The organism is Pseudomonas sp. 3-2 (assembly GCF_019710535.1).
Classification (GTDB): domain Bacteria; phylum Pseudomonadota; class Gammaproteobacteria; order Pseudomonadales; family Pseudomonadaceae; genus Aquipseudomonas; species Aquipseudomonas pharyngis.
Map to the genome: position 1 here is coordinate 2319813 of NZ_CP081200.1, position 16194 is coordinate 2336006.

Consider the following 16194-nt stretch of genomic DNA (forward strand, 5'->3'; position numbering starts at 1 on the left):
TTGTTGTGGGGTACAGCGGTTTTCTGGACGAGCGAATCCGGCGCCCGTTGTTCACAGGCGTGGGAGTTGTGGCTAACAGCGGGTGGTAACGCTGAGGCTTACAGCCCGTTGCGGCTGCTGACCCCGTCAATCAACCGGGCGATGCCCAGCGGATTGGCGTTTTTCAGGGCGTCCGGCAACAGACTGTCGGGGCAGTTCTGGAAGCACACCGGCCGCAGGAAACGATCAATCGCCAGCGTTCCCACCGAGGTGCCGCGCGCATCCGACGTCGCGGGGTAAGGCCCGCCATGCACCATGGCATCGCTTACTTCAACGCCAGTCGGATAACCGTTGAACAGCACGCGCCCGACTTTCTGTTCCAGCAGGGCTAACACTTCGTTGAGGGTGGTGAGTTCCGAATCCTCGACAATCAGGGTGGCGGTCAACTGACCGCGCAAGCCGTGCAGGGCCTGGAGCAACTCGGCGTGATCGGCGACTTCCACGACGATGGTGGTAGGCCCGAAAACCTCTTCCTGCAGCAACTCGTCACCGTCAATCAACAGGCTGACATCGGCCTTGAACAACTGCGGCCGCGCCTGATTGCCCTGTTGTGCGTTGCCGGCCAAGTGCGTGATGCCCGAGTGGACGCGCAGGTTGTCGAGGCCGTGGCAATAGCTTTTCAACGCGCCGCTATTGAGCATGGTTTGCGCGGATTGCTCGCCCATCAGCCCGGCGAAGCGTTCAAGGAACGCGGTGAATTCCGGCGAGCGAATCCCCAACACCAAACCGGGGTTGGTGCAGAACTGACCTGCACCGAGGACCACGGACGCGGCCAGTTCGGTGGCGATCTTTTCACCCCGTGCTTTAAGCGCTTCAGGCATCAGCAACACTGGGTTGATGCTGCTCATCTCGGCGAACACCGGTATGGGCTGCGGCCGTGCTGCTGCCATGTCACACAAGGCCCGGCCACCGCGCAACGAGCCGGTAAACCCGACAGCTTGAATTGCCGGGTGCTTGACCAGCGCTTCACCGACGCTGCCGTAGACCATGCTGAACACACCGTCTGGCATGCCGGTCTGGCGGGCGGCGCGGGTGATGGCGTCAGCGACATAATCGGCGGTCGCCATGTGGCCACTGTGGGCTTTGAACACCACCGGGCAACCGGCGGCGAGGGCGGACGCGGTGTCACCACCCGCCGTGGAAAACGCCAGCGGAAAGTTGCTGGCTCCGAAGACGGCAACTGGGCCGAGGCCGGTGCGGTGTTGGCGCAGGTCTGGACGGGGCAGCGGCTTGCGCTCCGGCAGGGCGCGGTCAATGCGCGCCCCGTAGAAATCGCCCCGACGCAGCGCCGTGGCGAACAAACGCATCTGGCCGCTGGTGCGGGCGCGCTCACCCTGAATGCGCCCGGCGGGTAGGGCGGTTTCGCGGCAGACGAGGGCGATGAACGTATCGTCCAGCGCTTCAAGTTCCGTGGCGATGGCGTCAAGGAAATCGGCACGGCGGGCGGCCGACAGGTTACGGAAAACCGGGTAAGCCGTGGCCGCCGCTTCTGCGGCCGTATTCACTTCCTCCACAGTCGCCTGATGGAACCGGAATGGCAGCGCTTCGCCGGTGCTGGCGTCGTGGCTTTGCAGGGTGTTCGAACCTTTGGCCGAACGGGCGCCGGCAATGTAGTTGTGGCCTGAAACTTCAAACATGGGAACTCCTTAAGGGCTGTTCAAATAGGGATCAAGTGAGCCGATAAATACGTCGGGCGTTGTCATGAAACAGTGCCAGTCGATCAACGCGGGAACGGTCGCGGACGATGGTTTTGAAACCGTCGAACACTTCGCTGAGGCTGTTCACCACACCATCGACCGGGTAGTTGCTGGCAAAGGCGCAGCGACTGACGTCGAAAATCGACATCGCGTCGTTCACCACCACGCGATTGGCGTCCACGGGCCAGGCCTGGCCGGGGATGCAAATGCCGGAAATCTTTAGCGCGACGTTGGGCTCGCGAGCCAGCAGCGCCAGGTTGTCGCGCCAGCCGGCCAGACCTTGCGGCGAGCGATCCGCCGGCAGCGCGGTGTGATTGACCACGAGGGTCACGTCGGGAAAGTCCCGGGCCAGTTCAGCAGCTTCCGGCAGATGCCACCACGGCGCTTGCAATTCAAAGTGCAGACCGTTTTGCGCCAGTCGGGCGTAGCCGTCGCGCCAGCGCGGATCGCGCATGGAGCCGGGCGCGGAAAAGTCTTCGCGCCATTCTTCACGGCTCGTGACCGTCGGTTTGTGGCGCACGCCGCGCACCAGCGGGTGCTGGCCGTACAGGCGCAACAGTTCGGGTGCGTCCTCGCGATCCAGCCAGGCCTGGCCGACCATGGCCGCCAAGGTCGGTTCGTGCTTCGTCAGGGACTCGATAAAACGCACTTCGTCGGCCGGTGTCGCCGCGTCCCATTCACCCTCGATCACCACGGTCTGCACGATGCGATGCCGGCCCGTCAGCCGCTTATAGTCCTCGGGCAAAAAGGTGCGGCAGATCGACGAGTAATCGCCGTAACGGAATGGGCGCAATGGCCGGTCGTTCAGCCACGGGTAGTAATGGGCCTCGATATCGAAGTAATGCTGGTGGGCGTCGACGATGGGTAAATCCGCGTCGTCGCCGCTGGCCAGAAAGCGTTCGCGCCAGTTATCCATGCTGTGGCTCCAGGCGATAGAAGCGCTGCGCATTGCCGGCGAACACCGCTTCCTGCACCGCACGCCCCAGCGGCGCGAGCATCGTGGCCATGCCATCGGCAATCGTGTCGTAGGACGCGCGCAACCCGGCGACCGGAAAGTTGCTGGCGAACATGCAACGCTCGGGGCCGAAGATCTCCAGGGCGGTCAGCACCACCACTCGGTTGTCGTCGTAATTCCAGGGCGAATCCTTCAGGCCGAATTCCGACAGCTTGATATGCACGTTGGGTTGCAAGGCCAGTGCCTCCAGGCCTTTGCGCCAGCGCGCCATACCCGACGGGCTGCGATCCCAGGCGAAACCGGTGTGGTTCAAGGCGATCTGAATCCGGGGAAACATCTCCGCCACTTCCGCAGCCTCGGCCAGGTGCCACGGCGGCACGCGCAAATCCCACGACAAACCGTGTTCGGCCAGGCGCGAAAAGCCTTCCAGCCATTTCGGGTCCTGCATCGTGCCCTCGGCCCCGGCCACCGATTCCAGAGGTGAAGCCGACGTCACCGGTTTCGAACGAATCCCCCGAACCAATGGCCGGGCCGCCTGGGCCGCAAGAATCTCGGCGCTGTCGTCACGATCAAACCAGGCATGGGCGACGATGGCATTCGGGAAGCCGTAGCGTGCGTTCACCTGCTCCAGCCAAAGGGTCTCGGCGACTTGCTCATCCCGATCCCGCTCGGCTTCGACGTGTACGGTGCCGATCAGCCGTTGCTTTGCGGTCAAAGCGAGGAAGTCTTCCGGCAAAAAATCACGGCACAGGCTGTGATAGTCGCCGAGGAAAAATTCTTCGTGATATTCGTCCTGCAACCACGGATAACGACCGTTGCCGAGGTCCCACAAGTGATGGTGAGCGTCGACAATCGGCAGCGCATCCTCGGCGGCAAGGTTCGGCAAGCCATTGCGTTCGTGCAGCGTGATCATGGGGGCGTCCCTTGGCTTAGCGCGAGGCGAATTGGGAAGGGCTGAGCACGCCGTCTTCGACTTCACCGGCGGCAGCGGCTTCGGCCTTGGCCTGGACCCGGCTGCGCAATTTGGCGACGTTGACCACCACGCGGGTATGCGCGGCGGTGGCCACCAGCTCGACGTCGTCGCGTACTTCGACGTTGAAGGTGACGCTACGGCCCTCAATGCGCGTGACGGTGGCGACAATGCTCACCGACATGCCCAACAGCGTGGCCCCGACGTGACGGATATCGACCGCCGCACCGACCGTATTTTCGCCTTCATCGAGGAAGGTCAGCAGATAGTCGAGACAGGTCTGTTCGATGTCGTCGACCAGGCGCGGCGTGGCGTAGATGCGCAAGTCCTCTCCCAAAAACGAAATGGTGCGTTCCCGATCAACGAGCAGTTTGCGTTCGGTGGCAGTGCCTGTTTCCAGCGTAGAGAAATTCATAGAGACCTCGGGATATCAAAGGATGATTCAGCGCGTGGGCAGGAAACCGATGGAAATCCAAGGCACGGCGATCAGCACGCCCAGGGCAACTACCAGCGCCCCGAGGTACGGCCAGACCCGGCGCATGGCGCCGCTGGGGTCAACCTTGGCGATGGCGCACGCGGCATAGAAGCCCACGCCAAACGGCGGGGCGAACAATCCCAGGCCCATGGCGAAGATCGAGACCATGGCGTAGTGCACGTCATGGATGCCCATGGTCTTGGCAATCGGAAACAGCAGCGGCCCGAACAGCACGATGGCCGGAATACCTTCCAGAAAACTGCCGAGCAGGATGAACGCCACCGCAGAGATGATCAGGAAGCCCATCGGGCCTCCCGGCACCGTCGCCATCACTTGTGCCAACTGATGGGAGAAGCCCGACTGGGTCAGCGCCCAGGCCATGGCGGTTGCGGCGCCGATGATGATCAGAATCGCACCCGACAGCGACGCGGTGCTGACCAGGATCGGATACAGACGCCGCCAGTCAAAGCAGCGGTAGCACAGCAAACCGACGATGAAGGTGTACGCCACGCCGATGGCGGCGACTTCGGTGGCGGTGGCGACACCTTCCACCACGGCGGTGCGGATCACAAAGGGCAATGCCAGGGCCGGCACGGCGACCATCAGCGATTGCACGATTTCCTTGCCCGAGGCGCGCTTGCCGGTGGAGGCATCGCCCTTGCGGTTTTTCCACCAGATCACCGCCGCCATCGCAATCGCCCCCACCACCGCCGGCATGAAGCCACCGGTGAACAGGGCCGAGATCGACACGCCGGTCACCGAACCGATGGTGATCAGCACCAGGCTTGGCGGAATGGTTTCCGACATCGCGCCGGAAGCATTGAGCATGGCGACCAGTTCGTTTTCATCCTCGCCACGTTTCTTCATTTCAGGAAACAGCGCCGGTGCGATGGCGGCCATATCGGCGGCCTTGGAGCCGGAGATGCCGGAGATCAGGTAGATCGCACCGATCAGCACATACGACAGGCCGCCGCGCACATGGCCGATCAACGAGCACAGGAAGCGAATCATCGCCCGCGCCATGCCCATGGCTTCGATCAACGCACCCAGAAACACAAACAACGGGATGGCCAGCAGGATCAGGCTCGCCATGCCTTCGTCCATGCGACCCACCACCAGGCTCAGGGGCGTGCTGGTCATGGTCGACAGGTAAGCCACCGTGGCCAGGCCGAACGCGACCATAATCGGTACGCCGATGACGATCATCGCCATCACGCCAATCATGAAGAAGACGATCAGGTTCCAGTTGCCCATCAGCAGCAGGGGGCCTTCGGCTACCCACAGCAACCCGGCCAGCGAGGCCAGCATCGCCACGGATACGGAGAAATCGACCAGTCGCGCACTGGTCAGCAGCCGCGCAACGCAGGTCATCAGCATCAAACTCAGACCGACCGCGATGGCGGACACGCGAAAGGCGTTGGGGATTTCCAGGGCGGCGGTGGTGATGATCCACTCGTCGCTGACGTACTCCCAGGCCGGGGTGAACAGCAGCCCGATGAACGTGATGACGATCACCGCGCCGAGGGTGTCGACGAAGGCGCGCTTTTCCACGGGCAGCCGCGCGATGAACGAGGTGAGGCGCATGTGCTCGCCTCGACGCATAGCCACCACCGATCCAAGCATCGCCAGCCACAGGAACAGCAGTGAAGCCAGTTCGTCCCCCCAGACGATGGGCTGGTTGAGCACATAACGGGAAAACACATTGCAAAACAGCAACACGACTTCGACGACCACCAGCAATGCCGCGCCGCCTTCGGTCAGCCAGCGCAGGCCGGTGTCCAGCGCACGACCGAGACGATACGTGGTGGCGCGTGGGCTGAGTCCTTCAGCGGGAGAAACGTCCGTCATTGGTAATTCGTTTTTCATGACCTTGTCTCCGGCTTAGGACAGTTGACCTGCGTACTGCTCGAGCAAGCTCCAGGCTTCGTCGCCGTATTTTTCCTTCCATTGGGTGTAGAAGCCTTTCGATTGCAGATCGGCCCTGAACAATGAACGGTCGACTTTGTTGAAGGTGATGCCGTGGGCAGTCAGGGACGGTTCCAGGCTGGTGTTGAGATCGATCACACGCTGACGCTGGACCAGCGCGGCGGCGTTGATCTGCCGGGAGACGATTTCCTGCACATCGGCGGGCAGCTTTGGAAAAGTCTTACCCGAGGCGACGATCCAGAAACCGCCCCAGATATGGTCGGTCATCGAGCAGTATTTCTGCACTTCGTAGAATCGTGCGGACTCGACGACCACCAGCGGGTTCTCCTGGCCATCGACGACTTTGGTCTGCAAGGCCGAGTACGTTTCGTTGATGCTGATACCGGTCGGGGAGGCGCCCAGAGCGCTGAACATGGACGTCCACAACGGGCTGACCAGCACCCGCAGTTTGAAACCGGCGAGGTCTTGCGGCGTGTAGATCGGCCGCGTCGAACTGGTGATCTGGCGAAAGCCGTTGTTCCAGACTTTCTCCATCGGGATCAGGCCGACCTTGGCGGTCTTGGCGCGCACGTACTCGCCCAACTTGCCGTCCAGCGCAGCCCAGACAGTGTCGTAATCCTTGAACGCGAACGGCATGCTTTCAATCGACATGGCCGGCACCAGCGTGGACAGAATGGCGCCTGGCAATGGAATGAAGTCGACCGCCCCGGCGCGCACCTGGGACAGCATGTCGGTGTCGCCACCCATGGCGCCGTTGGCGTACACCTGCAGGTCCACCGCGCCGTTGGTTTCGGCCTTGATGGCTTGCGAAGCTGCCTTCATCTGGATGTTCAGCGGATGGGTGTCGGGCAGGCTGCTGGTGTAGCGCAACACGATGGGTTTGGTGGCGGCGAAGACGCTGGAGGGCAGCAGGTTGGCGGCGAATGCGCCACCCACGGTGATGCCGGCAGATTGCAGGAATGATCGGCGGCTAACGGCCTCGGTCAAGATACGGCTCATGATGTTCACCTTATTGTTTTTGTAGTTGTTCGGAAAAACCGCGCTCACAGGGGCGGTGTGTCAGGCCAGTGCCACCACGGCTTTGCTTTTGATCAGCTCATCGATTTCAGCGTCCGCATAACCGCTTTCCTTCAGTACCTCACGGGTGTGCTCACCCAGCAGCGGCGCATGGCGGCTGGTCGGTGGCGCGGCGTTGTCCATGTCGGAGAAGTGAATCGGCAGGCCCATGCCGCGCACCCGGCCTTCGGTGGGGTGTTCGGTTTCCACCACCATGCCGCGCGCGATGGTTTGCGGGTGGGCGAGGGCGGCGGCGATGTCCAGCACCGGTCCGGCGGGCAGGCCGAGGCTGTCGAACAACACCATCCATTCATCGGTAGTGCGCGCCACCAGCACTTCGTTGAGGATGTCCACCAGGGCCAGGCGATGCTCCATGCGCAAGGCGTTGCTGGCGAAGCGCGGGTCGGCTTTGAGTTGCGGCACGGCCAGGGCTTCGACCAGGCGCTCGTAGTTGGCCTGGTTGGCGGCGCCGATGTTGATCCAGCCATCGGCGGTGCGGAACACCTGGTACGGCGCGCTGGTGGAGTTGGCCGAACCCATTTTCGGCAGAATGGTGCCGTCTGCGAAAAACGCCGCCGCCGGCCAGTACATCTGTTGCAGGCCAGCCTCGAACAGCGAGGTGTCGACCATTTGCCCGAGGCCAGTTTTCTGCTTCGCGGCGTAGGCGGCGCAGATGCCGAGCGCGGCGAGAATCCCGGAGTTGATGTCGGCCACCGGCGAGCCGGCCTTGACCGGTTCACGCCCGGCTTCACCGGTCATGCTCATCATGCCGCTCATGCCTTGGGCGATCAGGTCGAAACCACCTTTCTCGCCGAACGGGCCGCTACGCCCGTAGCCGGAAATCGCGCAGTAGATCAGGCCCGGATTCAAGGTTTTCAGGGTGTCATAACCCAGGCCGAATTTTTCCATGGTGCCGGCGCGGTAGTTTTCCGTGACCACATCGGCATCCAGCAACAGCCGGCGCAACACATCGCGGCCGCCGTCGGTCTTCAGGTTCAAGCCAATGCCGCGTTTGTTGCGGTTGACCACCATGAACGAGGCGGATTCGCCGCTGGCCATGATCGGCGAGAAGCGTCGCGAGTCGTCACCGTCGGGGACTTTCTCGACCTTCACCACGTCGGCACCCATGTCGGCCAGCATCATCCCGCACACCGGCCCGGACATGATGTGAGCCAGTTCTACCACGCGCATACCTGTCAGCGGTCCCATGTCATTTACCCTCGAAGTGTGGTTTGGCTTTGGCGATGAATGCGTTCAGGCCATTCTGAAAATCTGCGGTGTCGTAGCAGGAATAACTCGCGTCGATCTGCTCGGCGGTGGGTGCCACGCCGGCCTCAAGCTGCAACGCAGCCTGGCGATGCCAGCGGGCGACCAGCGGCGCGCCTTGGGTGATGCGTTTGGCGGTGGCGAGGGTTTCGGATTCGACCTCGGCGTCCGGGACGACCCGGGTTACGAGGTTTTTCACATAGGCGTCGTTGGCGTCGAGAATGCGGCCCTCCAGGAGGATTTCCAGGGTCGTCGAGCGCCCGGCCAGCGCCACCAGCCCGGCCATTTCGTCATAGGACATGACCAACCCGAGCTTGCCCACGGGTGCGCCGAAACGGCTGGAGCTGCCGCAGATGCGCAGATCGCACAACGCGGCGATTTCCAGGCCACCGCCGACGCACACGCCGTGGATCATGGCGATCACCGGGTGCGGGCATTCGACGACGGCGCGCATGGCCGCAGAGGTGATTTCGGCATAGTGGCGAGCTTGGCCCTGATTGGCACGCACGCTCGGGAACTCGCTGACATCGGCGCCAGCGGCAAAGGCTTGCTCGCCGGCACCGCGCAACACCACGCAACGCACGCTGGTGTCAGCGGACAGTTCGCGCATGACGTCCCCCAGGTCCTGCCACATGGACAGGGTCAGGGCGTTCATTTTCCCAGGGTGGCTGAGGGTGACGATGGCAATGGCGGCTTGCCGTTCGATAAGGACGGTGGGCTTCATGATTGTTCCGCTGTCGTCAGCTGGGCCGAGGACGCGGTTGCCTCCTGATTTATTGTTGTTGGATAGCGCTTGCTTACAGCGATTGCTCGAGCATCGACCGGTAGTCCGCAGATGAGGCTTCGCGGGGGTTGGTCTTGTGGCTGTGATCGTGCAGGGCACCTTCGATGATCCCGGCGAACAGGGTCTCATCGACCCCGATCTCGCTCAGGCGGGTCGGCAGGCCCAGGCGGCGGGTCATGTCCTCGATGGCGACGCCGATATCGGCACCGGCCTCAAGGCCCATGGCGTGGCGCAGTCTTTCGAGTTTGCGCTCGTCACGCACGGTCGGGGCGTTGGCATTGAAGTCGACGACGGCCGGCAGAAAGATCGCGTTCAACGTGCCGTGGTGCAGCTTCGGATTGATCCCGCCCAAGGCGTGGGACAGGCTGTGCACGCAGCCCAGGCCTTTCTGGAACGCGAGGGCGCCTTGCATCGACGCGCTCATCATGTTCATCCGCGCTTCGCGGTCACCGGGTTCGGTGGTGGCGCGCTCGATGTGTTCCCAGGCGCGCCACAGGCCATCGAGGGCAATACCATCGGCGGCGGGGTTGAAGGCCGGCGCCATAAACGTCTCGATGCAATGCGCGATCGCGTCCATGCCGGTGGCGGCGGTGAGCATCGGTGGCAGGCCGAGGGTCAGTTCCGGATCGCAGATGGCCACGCGCGGCACCACAAACGGTGAGATGACGCCCACTTTGCGGCCATCGTCGAGGATCAAAATCGCGCCGCGGCCGACTTCGCTGCCGGTGCCGGCGGTGGTCGGAATCGCGATCAACGGCGCGGTTGCCGAGGTGATGCGATCCAGCCCGCCTTCGATCACCGCAAAGCTTTGCAGCGGGCCGTCGTGGGTCGCGCAAACCGCGACGCCTTTGGCCAGATCGATGGAAGAACCGCCGCCGACCGCGATGATGCCGTTGCACTCGCCGAAGCGGTATTGCGCGACGGCTTCGCGCACGGCGTGTTCGTTGGGATTCGGCGGAGTGGCGTCGAAAATCGTCGGCGTGAGGCTACCACCGAGGGCGGCGATGACTTTGTCGACGATGCCGGCATTGCGCACGCCAATGTCCGTGACGATCAGTGGCCGGGTGATGCCGGCGCGCTCGGCTTCGGCGGCCAGATGCTCCAGGCTGTCGTAGCCGAACTGGATCTTGGTGACGTAATTGATGAGGGACATGATTCACCACAAGTTATACAGGATTGTTATTGTTGCAATCGGTCCGGGGCAGGAAGGCTAGTGCTCTCTGGTCAAACCCATTGCATTGCCTGGTTGTGGGGTGGACTATAGGGCCGTCGTGGCGAGCCCCGATACTGACAACTTTCGATACCTCTATAACTTTTAGTTAAGCCTGATGACGCCCTCACTCAACTCAATCATGTCCCGCCTGCACATCAAGCAACTGCGCTTGTTGATCGCCCTGGATGAGCACGGCTCCTTGCTGGGCGCGGCCAAACAGGTCGCGCTGACCCAACCCGGCGCCAGCAAAGCTCTGCAGGAAATTGAAACCACCTTCGGCACCTCGCTGTTCACCCGCACTAACCGTGGGCTAGAGCCGAACGACGCCGGGCGCTCGGTGATTCGCTATGCACGGTTGATCCAGACCGACCTCGCGCACCTGCGCGAAGAGATCATCGGCATCATGAGCGGCGAGGGCGGCAGGGTGTCGGTCGGCACCATCATGGGCGCCGTGCCGCTGCTGACCACCGCGATCAGCCGGGTCATCGCCGACCACCACAAGCTGTCCATCGAGATCGTCGAAGACACCAGCGCTGCGTTGCTCAGCCAACTCGACGCCGGACGCCTGGACCTGGCGATCTGTCGCACCACCATCAGCACCACGCCTTACTTGTATGAGAGCTCGATCTTCGTCGAAGAAACCCTGGCGGTGATCGCCAGCACCCAACATCCGTTCGCCTACGCCCGGCAACTCTCGCTCAAGGACCTGGTGGATTACCGCTGGGTCGTCTACCGCGCCAACATGCCCATGCGTTTGCTGCTGGAGCGCGAGTTTCACGAGGCCGACCTGCGTTTCCCGGTGCACTTGCTGGAAACTACCTCAGCCTTCGCCACCCTGTCGCTGTTGCAGGAAAACCCGACCCTGGTCGCGCTGGTGTCCACCGACGTGGCCAAGTTCTGCTCCGGCTACGGCTTTACCACCACGCTGCCGCTGCCCATCACTTCGCGCAGCGAACCCTATGAACTGGTGTCGCGCAAAAACGTGCCGGACTCGCCAGCCGCGCGGCTGTTACGGGAGGCGTTGCTGAACCCGGTGTGAGGCTCTTCGAATACTAACGGGGTTTGAAACAGCGCATTCGTGCAATTAAGGCAAATGTGATTTGAGCCAGACGCGGTGTTTGTCAGGGATCGGCGCCGCGATACTCCGCCGGGATTTTGTCTGTCTTATAACGGGCCCATGGATGGCCAACGCGAGGTTAGAACAATGAATGTGTCCAACCGACTTGCGCTCCTGATCACCGCCGCCGCACTGCTCAGTGCCTGTGGCGAATCTTCCAAATTACCGCCCCAGGCCAGCGTCGGCCCGGCGCCGCAGTTGCCGGAGCCCACCACGTCGCTGATCCCCACGTTGAAAGTGTCGAAGGCCATCGGCTGGCCGGGCAATGCCATGCCCACGGCGCCCGCCGGTTTCAAGGTGACCGCACTGGCGGAGAATCTGGATCACCCGCGCTGGGTCTACACCCTGCCCAATGGCGACCTGCTGGTCGCTGAGAGCAACCACCCGCCGATGCCGGAAGGCGCCACCGACGGCGGCAGCGGACCGATTGCCTGGGCCAAGCGCACGGTCATGGGCTTCGTGATGGGCCGGGTCGGGGCGGATGCGCCGAGTGCCAATCGCATCACCCTGCTGCGTGATGCCGACGGCGATGGCCGCGCCGAAGTGCGCACGGTGTTCATGAGCAACCTGTCGTCACCGTTTGGCATGGCGTTGGTGGGCAATGAGCTGTTTATTGCCAACGCCGATGCCCTGGTCAAAGTGCCGTACAACACGGGGCAGACCGAGGTCAGCGCCACACCGGTGAAAGTCACCGACCTGCCCGCCGGCATCAATCACCACTGGACCAAAAACGTCATCGCCAACCCCGAGGGCACCAAGCTCTACGTCACCGTGGGCTCCAACAGCAACGTCGGCGAGAACGGCCTGGAGGCGGAAGAAGGGCGCGCGGCGATTTGGGAAGTGGACGTCAAAAGCGGCAACAAGCGCCTGTTCGCCAGTGGCCTGCGCAACCCCAATGGCCTGGCCTGGAAGCCCGGTTCGACCCAATTGTGGACCGTGGTTAATGAGCGGGACGAAATCGGCAGCGACCTGGTGCCGGATTACCTGACCTCGGTGAAGGACGGCGCGTTCTACGGCTGGCCGTGGAGTTACTACGGCGCCCACGTCGATGTTCGCGTGGACGCGCCGCGCCCGGACAAAGTGGCCGAGGCTATCGCGCCGGACTACGCGTTGGGCACCCACGTCGCGCCGCTGGGCCTGACGTTCTCCGATGCCCGAGGCATGCCCGCCAGTTTCGCCAATGGCGTTTTCGTCGGTGAGCATGGTTCCTGGAATCGCAATCCCCAGGCCGGTTACAAAGTGGTGTTCATTCCTTTCAGCGACGGCAAACCTTCGGGGTTGCCGGTGGATTTCCTGACGGGGTTCCTCAATGCCGATGGTGAAGCGCAGGGGCGTCCGGTGGGTGTGACGCTGGATCAGGGTGGTGCGTTGCTGGTGGCTGATGATGTAGGGAACAAGGTTTGGCGTATCGCCGCCGCCAAACCCTAGATCGAGAGAGGACTCAGCGCGAGAAGCGGTTGCGATAGTCTCGCGGTGAGATCCTCAGGTTGCGCTGGAAGGTGAAGCGCATGAGTTCTTCATCACCAAACCCGCACTGCCGGGCAATCTGGTCGATGTTGCGTTCCGAGTCTTCCAGCAAACGCCGGGCCGCTTCCAGCCGCAGCACTTCTACGGCTTTGGCCAGGGTGCGGCGGGTCTTGAGTTTGTAGACCCGGGCAAAGTTGCGCTGGCTCATTTGCACCTGTTCCGCCAGCACCTCCACGGTGAGGTTGTCGCGGCTCAGGTTCTGCGCGATCCACAGGTGCAAATCGCAGGCGCAGTTCCAGATCATCGTGATCGAACGCAACGAAGCAATCGGCCCGGACCTGGGCCCGAAACCACGGCCGATGATCACCGAAGCATTAGCGTCGATGGGCATCGAATTCCAGGTCGGTTCCGGGGTGGTGGCCATCGATGAAAACGGCGTGCTGACGGCGCGGGCAAGCGCATCGAAGCGAAAACCGTGATCTGGACCGGCGGCATGATTGCCAGCGGCCTGACGTAGCAAATCTCTACTCGATTGGATCGCCAGGGCCGGGTTGAAGTGACGGGTGATTTGCGTGTGGTCGGCACCGAGCACGTGTTCGCGGCGGGCGATGTGGCCATGGCGCTGACGGACGACGAAGGTCACTACTCGCTGATGTCCTGCCAACACGCGATCTTCATGGGCCGCTTCGCCGGACATAACGTCGCCGCCGACCTGCTGGAGGCGCCGACCCTCGAATACCGCCAGCCATTCTACGCCACCTGCCTGGACCGGGGCGGGTGGGGCGCGGTGTACACCGAAGCCTGGGACCGCCAGGTGCTGCTGACCCATGACGAAGGCAAGGCACGCAAACGCATGATCAACACCCAGTGGATCTATCCGCCGGCGGCGAACCGGGTGGATGCGCTGGAGGCTGGCAACCCGGAAGTGGCGTACGGCTGATTCGTTTTTGGTCGTTCCCACAGCGTGGGAACGATCATAGATTCGTGGCCGACACCGAACCCTGTAGGAGCAAAGCTTGCTCGCGATGAACGATAACGCGGTGTGTCTGGCGCACCACCTAAACATGTTTAACGACGACTGTTTAAAGACATTCGGTGTTACGTCATAAACGGCTACAACGCCTTGCGCCGTTGCCTACGCGTACGCCAGAATCCGCCGGCTTGTGCGGCTGTGAGGTGGGCTATATCGTTTCCGGGTCACTGCAAAACAGTGATCGGGTTTGGTAGCCCGGTATTCCAGACGCATAGCGCCACCTCTGCAAAGGCCGGTTTTCTCTCGGTTTTTATGGTGGCCATGCGCAGGGCGCCTTCGGGCGCGCCGGGTTCGTGCGCCCAGCATGGGCGCAATCTTGTGGGTGCAAGTCCCACCGTAAGTTGACCACAGCGAACGAAGTGAAGCGCAACTGCATGAGGGCGACCAAGTGTGGGGAGGAAGCGTGGAGCGAAGCCGCGAGCTGATGTACAAAAATCGAATATGAGGCGAAGTCGGCCAGGGCGAGCGGGCGAATAACCGCGAAGCTCTAGTGGTCAAAAGGGCGACGACGTAGATTCGGCAGTTGTGCGGTGAAGGATTGCGTTCTTACCTGGGGAGATCTCGCCTAGCGCTTGAAAGGGCGACGGCGCAAGCCGGAGCGAGAAGTCAGCAGAGGCCGTAGTAGTCTTTTTTTAGACGAAGGGCCGAACGAGAGAGAGCGTTGTAGGCCACTTTGATGCAATACGACCGGAAGTCAGATGCCCGCCAAACGCGGGGCGGACGCGAAGAATGAGCGGTGAAACCGTGAATCTTCCCGTCAGCGACGAGGTTTGTTGCCCGCAAAGTGATACCAAAAGCGCAGGGCAAGGGCTGCTGCAACGCGCCCTTGCGAGAGAAAACCTGCAACTAGCGTGGAAGCGAGTCAGAGCCAACAAAGGTGCAGCGGGTGTCGACGATCTGGACATTGATCAGACAGCTCAACATTTGCTGGCAGAGTGGGCCGGGATTCGCCAACAACTGTTGTCAGGGGTGTACCGGCCCTGCCCGGTACGCCGAGTGGTCATCCCAAAACCCGACGGCGGCGAACGCGAGTTGGGTATACCGACGGTCACCGACCGTCTTATCCAGCAAGCATTACTGCAAGTTTTGCAGCCTCTACTGGATCCTACCTTCAGCGAACACAGCTACGGTTTTCGTCCGGGCCGTAATGCTCACGGCGCGATTCTCGCCGCACAGCACTATGTATCCTCGGGCCGGCAAATCGTGGTGGATGTGGACCTTGAAAAGTTCTTCGATCGAGTCGATCACGACATCCTGATTGATCGTTTAAGCAAGCGGATTGCAGAGCAGCCGATAATCCGGCTGGTCCGGGCTTATCTGGACGCCGGAACGATGAAGGATGGCGCGGTTGAAAAGCGCCGTTGCGGGGCGCCGCAAGGCGGCCCGCTATCACCCTTGTTGGCGAATGTGCTGCTGGACGAAGTGGATCGTGAGCTTGAGCGTCGAGGGCATTGTTTCGTGCGCTATGCCGACGATGCGAACGTCTATGTTCGCAGCCAAAAGGCAGGCGAGCGAGTAATGGCCTTACTGCGGCGTCTGTATGAAAAGCTGCACTTGAGCGTCAACGAGAGCAAAAGTGCAGTAGCGAGTGCTTTTGGCCGTAAGTTTCTGGGCTACGAATTTTGGTCCAGAAGAGGCGAGGTCAGACGCGCGGTTTCATACAAAGCACAGAAGCAGTTCAAGCAACGAATCCGCCAGCTTACCCGGCGCAACTGCGGTCGCAGTATGCAGCGGGTTGTCGACGACCTTCGCCGGTATCTATTGGGTTGGAAAGCGTACTTCAGTCTGTCGCAAACTCCGAAAATCCTGCGTTTGCTGGAGGAATGGATACGGCACCGACTAAGGGCTATTCAACTGAAACAATGGAAACGCGGAACGACGGCTTTCACAAAGCTGCAGGCAATGGGCGCCAATAGGGATGATGCGCAAAGAGCAGTGGGAAACACTCGCCGATGGTGGCGTACTAGCTGTCTTGGGTTGAATCGGGTGCTAAATCTGGCTTGGTTTGATCGTCTGGGATTGCCGCGCCTCTCTTAACCTCAATCTCTCGAACCGCCCGGTGCGGACCCGCATGCCGGGTGGTGTGGCAGGGGAACGGCAAGGCCGTCCCCTATGCCGATCTGGACCGGTCTACCAACCCGCGTATGGCCGCCACCCAACGTTTGGTGGCGAAGGGTGATGGCTCCTAATATCTTG

Annotated in this window: 13 protein-coding genes and 1 pseudogene; 4 read left to right on the plus strand and 10 right to left on the minus strand. The window is 62.0% G+C overall.

Features of this window, described 5'->3' with window-relative positions; genetic code table 11:
• Window positions 1-98: 98 nt before the first annotated feature.
• The 9 genes from K3819_RS10595 to K3819_RS10635 form a co-directional block, all read right to left on the minus strand.
• Window positions 99-1676, minus strand: a complete 1578-nt coding sequence (locus tag K3819_RS10595; protein WP_221399206.1) for an aldehyde dehydrogenase (NADP(+)) — start codon at window positions 1674-1676, stop codon at window positions 99-101.
• Window positions 1677-1707: 31 nt separating this feature from the next.
• Window positions 1708-2652, minus strand: coding sequence for an amidohydrolase (locus tag K3819_RS10600; protein WP_221399207.1), 945 nt, complete (start codon window positions 2650-2652; stop codon window positions 1708-1710).
• Complete coding sequence (locus K3819_RS10605) at window positions 2645-3604, minus strand: amidohydrolase (RefSeq protein ID WP_221399208.1); 960 nt, start codon at window positions 3602-3604, stop codon at window positions 2645-2647. The genes K3819_RS10600 and K3819_RS10605 overlap by 8 nt, the downstream gene beginning before the upstream one ends.
• A 16-nt stretch (window positions 3605-3620) precedes the next feature.
• Complete coding sequence (locus K3819_RS10610) at window positions 3621-4076, minus strand: thioesterase family protein (protein ID WP_221399209.1); 456 nt, start codon at window positions 4074-4076, stop codon at window positions 3621-3623.
• A 27-nt stretch (window positions 4077-4103) separates the two neighbouring features.
• A complete protein-coding gene (locus K3819_RS10615) occupies window positions 4104-6002 on the minus strand; it encodes a TRAP transporter large permease subunit (protein ID WP_221399210.1) in 1899 nt (632 codons plus the stop codon).
• Window positions 6003-6017: 15 nt separating this feature from the next.
• Complete coding sequence (locus K3819_RS10620) at window positions 6018-7061, minus strand: TRAP transporter substrate-binding protein (protein ID WP_221399211.1); 1044 nt, start codon at window positions 7059-7061, stop codon at window positions 6018-6020.
• A 60-nt stretch (window positions 7062-7121) separates the two neighbouring features.
• Window positions 7122-8327, minus strand: coding sequence for a CaiB/BaiF CoA-transferase family protein (locus K3819_RS10625; protein ID WP_221399212.1), 1206 nt, complete (start codon window positions 8325-8327; stop codon window positions 7122-7124).
• A gap of 1 nt (window position 8328) precedes the next feature.
• Window positions 8329-9108, minus strand: a complete 780-nt coding sequence (locus tag K3819_RS10630) for an enoyl-CoA hydratase-related protein (RefSeq protein WP_221399213.1) — start codon at window positions 9106-9108, stop codon at window positions 8329-8331.
• Between the two features lie 73 nt (window positions 9109-9181).
• Window positions 9182-10321, minus strand: a complete 1140-nt coding sequence (locus tag K3819_RS10635; protein WP_221399214.1) for an iron-containing alcohol dehydrogenase — start codon at window positions 10319-10321, stop codon at window positions 9182-9184.
• 175 nt (window positions 10322-10496) lie between these two features.
• Here K3819_RS10635 and K3819_RS10640 point away from each other — a divergent pair, with 175 nt between their 5' ends.
• Window positions 10497-11420 (plus strand): LysR family transcriptional regulator, encoded by a 924-nt coding sequence (locus K3819_RS10640; RefSeq protein ID WP_221399215.1) that lies wholly within the window; start codon window positions 10497-10499, stop codon window positions 11418-11420.
• Window positions 11421-11585: 165 nt separating this feature from the next.
• On the plus strand, window positions 11586-12926 hold the full coding sequence (locus tag K3819_RS10645) for a sorbosone dehydrogenase family protein (protein WP_221399216.1): 1341 nt from the start codon (window positions 11586-11588) through the stop codon (window positions 12924-12926).
• 13 nt (window positions 12927-12939) lie between these two features.
• On the opposite strand, the pseudogene K3819_RS10650 reads toward K3819_RS10645, so the two are convergent.
• A pseudogene (locus K3819_RS10650) lies at window positions 12940-13248 on the minus strand (helix-turn-helix domain-containing protein); the annotation flags it as partial.
• A gap of 333 nt (window positions 13249-13581) precedes the next feature.
• On the opposite strand from K3819_RS10650, the gene K3819_RS10655 reads away from it, so the two are divergent.
• Window positions 13582-13905, plus strand: coding sequence for a hypothetical protein (locus tag K3819_RS10655; protein ID WP_221399217.1), 324 nt, complete (start codon window positions 13582-13584; stop codon window positions 13903-13905).
• 822 nt (window positions 13906-14727) lie between these two features.
• The gene (ltrA, locus tag K3819_RS10660) at window positions 14728-16035 is read left to right on the plus strand and encodes a group II intron reverse transcriptase/maturase (RefSeq protein WP_221399218.1); all 1308 of its coding nucleotides are present in this window, start codon (window positions 14728-14730) and stop codon (window positions 16033-16035) included.
• Window positions 16036-16194: the final 159 nt, after the last annotated feature.